Source organism: Variovorax sp. GW821-FHT09B01, from assembly GCF_059418345.1.
This window is the reverse complement of record NZ_JBWKPQ010000025.1, coordinates 110,763-116,903: the sequence shown is the minus strand read 5'-3', so window position 1 is coordinate 116,903 and position 6,141 is coordinate 110,763. Positions and strand designations below refer to the sequence as shown.

4 protein-coding genes are annotated in these 6,141 nt (G+C 68.3%); all 4 read right to left on the bottom strand.

From position 1 onward, the window contains the following. Positions 1–189 precede the first annotated feature (189 nt). The 4 genes from AC07RV_RS38725 to AC07RV_RS38710 all read right to left on the bottom strand — a co-directional run bounded on the left by AC07RV_RS38725 (position 190) and on the right by AC07RV_RS38710 (position 6,132). The gene (locus tag AC07RV_RS38725; RefSeq protein ID WP_296787348.1) at positions 190–930 is read right to left on the bottom strand and encodes an NAD(P)H-dependent oxidoreductase; all 741 of its coding nucleotides are present in this window, start codon (positions 928–930) and stop codon (positions 190–192) included. Between the two features lie 8 nt (positions 931–938). Then, positions 939–1,706 (bottom strand): enoyl-CoA hydratase-related protein, encoded by a 768-nt coding sequence (locus tag AC07RV_RS38720; protein WP_296787346.1) that lies wholly within the window; start codon positions 1,704–1,706, stop codon positions 939–941. Then, entirely contained in the window at positions 1,703–5,245 is a 3,543-nt protein-coding gene (locus tag AC07RV_RS38715; RefSeq protein ID WP_296787344.1) for an indolepyruvate ferredoxin oxidoreductase family protein, read from the bottom strand. Before AC07RV_RS38715 ends, AC07RV_RS38720 begins: the two co-directional genes overlap by 4 nt. 161 nt (positions 5,246–5,406) lie before the next feature. Next, complete coding sequence (locus AC07RV_RS38710) at positions 5,407–6,132, bottom strand: TetR/AcrR family transcriptional regulator (protein ID WP_296787341.1); 726 nt, start codon at positions 6,130–6,132, stop codon at positions 5,407–5,409. Positions 6,133–6,141 lie beyond the last annotated feature (9 nt).

Here is a 6,141-nt window from a genome sequence, read left to right as displayed (position 1 = left end):
TGTAGTCTAACACGATTTTTAAAGAACCGTCAAACTTTTTTCAACCTCTTCACCTTCAACCACCAGCAGAACAACTTCCGTCATCCGCCGCTGAAGCCGTCCAGCGAAGCCCTCGATTATGCACAGCTTTCGGCCTGAACGTCTACTTCCGAAGAAAAAAATTTCTCGGCCTCCTGTGGATCGCCCGGCCTACCTCGTCTCTCCCACGCATTGCGCCACGGGACGAAGCACATCGTCATACGCATCGAGCGACGGAAAGACCAGCGTCTCCCGCTGCGACAGCGCATCCGTCTCCCTGCCGAGCTGCTCTAGCATCGCGCCTCGCTCGGCGTGCGTCACATAGGGCACGTGGTACGCCACGAAGGGCTTGAACACCTCATAGCCCACGTAGCCCAGCGAGCCCTGCAGCAAGGGCCGCAGCATCACGTCGATCTGCCCGTGGATACCGGATTCGCCAAACATATGACTGCGCCCGCCCAGCGAGGTGACCACCAGGGCGCGCTTGCCCGCCATGGGGGCGCGGTCGTAGATGCGCTTGCCGCCATAGAAGAGCCCGGACAGGAACACCCGATCGATCCAGCCCTTCATGATGGCCGGCACCGAGAACCAGAACACGGGAAACACGAGCACCAGCAACTCGGCCTCCCCGACGGCCTCGACCTCCGCGAGGATGTCGGGGGCCAGGGCCCGGCGCTGCCATCCATGGCGCTGCTCGAGCGAATAGACCAGGTACTCGGGCTTTTCGCGTTCGACGAAGTCGGCCGCGCTCGCCACCGGGTTGAAGCCCATGGCATAGAGATCCGAGAGCCCGACCTGCCAGCCGCCGGCGGTCAGCCGCTCGGACACCCGGTCGCGCATCGCCGCGACGAAGGACTGCGGCTCGGGGTGGGCATACACGATGTGCGCCTTGCGCGGTGTCTGTGCTGTCATGGCGGGATTCATAAGGTCTGCAAGGCGCGGCGCTCGGCCACGCAGATGTTGATCAGGTCGATTTCCTCGTCGATGCGCGCGCGCACCTCGCCGGCCGGGACCAGCAGCGCCTTGATGCGGCCATAGACCTTCGGATCCTTGGCCGCCAGCGCGAGGGCCCTGTGCTGCAGGCAGGTCGCGAGTTCATTCGCGGGTGCCAGCTCCGAGACGAGTCCCCAATCGTGGGCCTGCTGTCCGGTGAAGGCCTCCCCGCCCAGCAACAGGCGCCTCGCCCTGAGCGCGCCGATGGCTCGCGCAAGCAGAAGAGAGCTCCCGGCCTCGGGAGCGATGCCCAGGTCGACGAACGGCAGCTTCATGACCGCGTCGGAGGTCGCGATCACCCAGTCCGCATGCAGCAGCATCGTCACGCCGATGCCGGCGGCCGATCCGTGCACACCGATGAGCAGCGGCTTGCGCACATCGGCCAATGCATGAAGGAAGCGCGGCACCGGGTCTCCCGGGCCCTGCGGCCAGCTGTCGAAGGCGCTAAGGTCGTGGCCCGCGCAGAAGTTGGGCCCGAGGCCGGACAAGGTGATCGCCCGCACGGCGTCATTGGCCTGCGCCAGCGCCAGACTCTCGGCCAGGGCGCTGAACATGGTCATCGTGAGCGCGTTGCGCTTGGAAGCCCGATGGATCTGGATGCGCCACACGCCGTCGACCAGCGTCGAGAGGATGCCTTCCGCCGCGCGCACCGCGCTGCGGCTGCGCCGATCCGTCGTTTGCGATGCGCTCGTCACCAGCCGTACTCCAGGTACTTGCCATAGCCCTCGGCCATCGGGCCCGGCGGCAGCGGCTTGCCGGTGATGGCCTCGAAGAGCTCGGCCTGGCGCGCCCGCGCCGCCGCGACCGCGCGCTCCTTCACATGGCCATAGCCGCGGATCTGCTGCGGCAAGCGCGCCAGTTCCAGGCACTCCGACGCATGGCTGCCCAGGTGCGCCACCACGGCGCCGACCGCGGCGCGGTACTCCTCGACGAGCGCGCGCTCGGTGCGGCGCTCGTGCGTGTAGCCGAAGATGTCGAAGGGCGTGCCGCGCAGCACCTTGCCGTGCCGCAGCACGCGAAAGGCCCGGCCCATCCAGGCGCCGTAGGCCCTCTTCTGAAGCTCGCCCTTGTCGTTCTTCCTGGCGAGCAGGGGCGGCGCGAGGTGATATTGCAGCTGGATCTCTCCGTCGAACTGGCGGCGGATCGAGTCCATGAACTCCGGATCGGAATGAAGGCGCGCGACCTCGTACTCATCCTTGTAGGCCATGAGCTTGAAAAGGTTCTGCGCCACTGCAACAACAAAGCTTTTGCGGTGCGTCTCATCGGTGCACTGGCTGTCGACGAGCTGCACGAAAGCGGCGAACCGGCGCGCATACGCCGGCCCCTGATAGGCCACCAGCCGCTCGGAAAGACGCGCGACGGTCTCCTCGGGCGTACGGTTGATGCGCGGCAGCCACTGCACCGTGCTCGCGGGCTTCATCGCGGCGAGCACGCGCGGCGCGTCGTGCGCCCACCAGCGGCCGAGCCGGAACGCCTGCATGTTCTTCTCGACCTGCTGCCCGTTGAGTTCGATTGCGCGTTCGAGCGCCTGCGACGACAGCGGAATCCAGCCCTTCTGCCAGGCGAAGCCGAGCATGACGAGGTTGGCGTAGATGGCGTCGCCGAGCGCCCAGGTGGCCGTCTCCTGCGCCTTCAACCACTGGACATCCGCACCGCAGGCCTTTTCCAGCGACGCCTTCAGCGCCTGCGTCGGCAGGTTCCAGTCCCCGTTCTTCACGAACTCCGAGGTCGGCGCCACGTCGAGATTCACCACCGCGCGGGTGCGGCCCTCGCGCAGACGACCGAGGCTGTCGGGATGCGCGCTCACGACGAGGTCGCAGCCGATCAGCACGTCGGCCTGCGCCGACGCGATCCGCGACGACAGGATCGCCGACTGCGTGGGCGCGAGCTGCACGTGGCTCCACACCGCCCCACCCTTCTGCGCGAGCCCCGCCATGTCGAGCACGCTGCAGCCGCGATGGCTCAGGTGGGCCGCCATGCCGATCAGACTGCCGATGGTCACCACGCCGGTTCCGCCGACGCCGTTGACGAGGATGCCGCAGGTGCCGTCGAGCTCGGGCACCACCGGCTCGGGCGGCGGCTCCCAGGCGAGCACGTCGCTCCTGGACGGGCTCGAGCGAAGCTTGCCGCCCTTCACCGCCACGAAGCTCGGGCAGAAGCCCTGGGCGCAGGAGAAGTCCTTGTTGCAGGACGACTGGTTGATCCTGCGCTTGCGTCCCAGCTCCGTCTCAAGCGGCTCCACCGACAGGCAGTTGCTCTTGACCGAGCAGTCGCCGCAGCCCTCGCACACCTCTGGATTGATGACGTAGCGGATGGCCGGGTCGGGATAGCTGCCGCGCTTGCGGCGCCTGCGCTTCTCGCTCGCGCAGGTCTGGTCGTAGATCAGCACCGACACGCCCTCGAAGGCCGCGAGTTCGCGCTGCACGCGGTCGAGCTCGCCGCGGTCGTGCACCGTCGTCCCGGCGGCGAAGCGCGTGCCCGCGTCGCGGTACTTCCCGATGTCGTCGCTGACGACCGCGATGCGGCGCACGCCCTCGGCGGCGACCTGCTCGGAAATGCGCGACACGGTGAGCTGGCCTTCCACCGGCTGCCCGCCCGTCATGGCCACCGCGTCGTTGAACAGGACCTTGTAGGTCACGCAGGCATCGGCCGCCACCGCTTGCCGGATCGCCAGCGACCCCGAGTGGAAGTAGGTGCCGTCGCCGAGGTTCACGAAGATGTGCTTGCGCGTCGAGAACAGGCGCTGCGCGATCCACGGTACGCCCTCGGCGCCCATGTGGGTGTAGGCCTTGGTATCGCGGTCCATCCAGTTCGCCATGTAGTGACAGCCGATGCCGGCCATGGCGCGCGATCCCTCGGGCACCACGGTGGAGGTGTTGTGCGAGCAGCCCGAGCAGAAATAGGGCTTGCGCACCGCGGCCGGCGCCGTCGATGCTCCGTGTACCGCCCCGCGCGGGTCGGCCTCGAAGGCATTCACCGGAAGACCCAGGCGCTCCGCGATCGCGGCGGCGATCTCCGGCGGCGTGAGCTCGTAGTCGCTGCGCAGCAGGCGCTCGGCGGCGCCCACGCTCCACTCCCCGCCGATGCCGCCACGGCTCTTGCCCGAGATGCGGATGGCCTTGTGGCCCTCGACCGCGTCCGCATAGAGCTCGTCCTTGAGCTGCTGCTCGACCAACGGGCGCTTCTCCTCGACCACGAGCAGCTCATCGAGACCGCTCGCAAACTCGCGCACGATCTCCGGCTCCAGCGGCCAGACCATGCCGAGCTTGAGCACCGCCACCCCGCGTTCGGCCGCCTGCGCGTCGGTCCATCCCAGCAGGCGCAAGGCTTCGCGCACGTCGTTGTAGCTCTTGCCGGCGCACACGATGCCCAGCCTCGACGAGGCGGTCTTGAACGCGATCGTGTTGAGCCCGTTGGCGCGGCAGTAGGCGAGCGCGGCGGGCAGCTTGTGCCGCACGATGCGCGGTTCCTGCTCGGCCCAGACGTCGGGCCAGCGGATGTGCAGGTCCTGTGATGGCGCTTCGCCCGCGTCCGGCAGCTTCACCGTCACCCGTTGCGGGTCCACGTCGGCGACCGCCGTCGTCTCCACCACGTCCGACACGCATTTCATGCCTACCCACAGGCCGCTGTGGCGGCTCATCGCCCAGCCATGCACGCCGAGGTCGAGGTACTCCTGCACGCTGCTGGGGTACAGCACCGGGATGAACGCCGCCACCAGCGCCTGCTCGCTCTGGTGGCCGAAGGTCGAGGACTTGGCCGTGTGGTCGTCGGCCGCCAGCACCAGCACGCCGCCGAGCCGCGAGGTGCCGGCGCCATTGCCGTGCTTGAGCGCGTCGCCGCTGCGGTCGACGCCGGGCCCCTTGCCGTACCACAGGGCGAAGACGCCATCGACCTTGGCCTCCTCGGGAAACAGCGCGAGCTGTTGCGTGCCCCAGCAGGCCGTGGCGGCCAGGTCCTCGTTGATCGCCGGCTGGAACCGGATGTCCCGCGCCTCGAGCCGGGCCTGCGCACCCCACAGCGCCTGGTCGAGCCCCGACAGCGGCGAGCCGCGGTAGCCGCTGACGAAGCCGCCCGTGCGCAACCCCGCGCGGCGATCCCGCTCCCCCTGGTTCAGCAGCAGCCGGACCAGCGCCTGAGTGCCGCTCAGGTAGGCCACGCCGCTGCCGCCGTCGTACTTGTCGTCGAGGGAAACCGAGCGCAATGCGCGCTGGATCTCCGGGTCACCGTGTCCCATCGTGGTCTCCGCACCTTAAATTGAGTTCTGCTCAACTATACATGCGAAGATTTCAGCTTGGCAACAGGCATGCTTACGCCAGCCGCACATCAACGGCTTGAGCCTGACTCATTTTTTGAAGGGCGACAGCGATCTACGACCGAGGCCGCCGGGCCGATCCGCTAGGCGGCGTCTTCGGCCGAGCCCGCGTCGCGCTCGAGCCGGCGCACCGCCGCGAGCACATCGGACTGGAAGCGGCGGGCAGCGCGCGCCGGCGGCGCTTCGAGCGCGAACGCCGCCATCAGCATCGCGGTCAGCTGCGAGGCCGTCGATGCGATCGAGGGCTTGGTGCCCGTGGTCACGTAGTCCCACAGCACGTGTTCCATCGAGCCGTACACCATGTCGCGCATCAGGCGCAGCGGCACGTCGCCACGCACCTCGCCGAGTTCGCGCGCCTCGCTCAGCGCGGCCATGAAGGACGAGGTGTAGCGCCGCTTGAGCTCGGCGATGAGCCCGGAGAACTCGGCATCGACCATCCGCCCTTCGCCGAGGACCAGCGCGCACAGCCCGATGCCGTCGCCCATCAGATGGGTCAGATGCCGCTGGATCACGAAGCGCAGCCTGGCCTCGAAGCCGGCGATCGCCGGCACCTGCTCCTCGAGCTCGATGCTGATCTCGTCGTACCAGCGGCCCACCACGTCGATACACAGGCGCCGCTTGCTCTCGAAGTAGGTGAACAGCGTCGCCTCCGACACACCCGCGCGCTGGGCGATCTCCGAGGTCGTCGAGCGCTCGAAACCGCGCTCGGCGAAGACCTCGCGCGCCGCCGCCAGCAGGCTCGCCTGGGTGCGCTCGGATTTTTCGCCCCGGGGGGCGCGACGCGGCGTGGCGGCTTTGGTGACGGACATGTCTGCGGA

Bases quoted from the DNA above. Each gene is read 5' to 3' on its own strand.
- AC07RV_RS38725 (WP_296787348.1), bottom strand. From the start codon at position 930: ATGACAGCACAGACACCGCGCAAGGCGCACATCGTGTATGCCCACCCC.
- AC07RV_RS38715 (WP_296787344.1), bottom strand. From the start codon at position 5,245: ATGGGACACGGTGACCCGGAGATCCAGCGCGCATTGCGCTCGGTTTCC.
- AC07RV_RS38710 (WP_296787341.1), bottom strand. From the start codon at position 6,132: ATGTCCGTCACCAAAGCCGCCACGCCGCGTCGCGCCCCCCGGGGCGAA.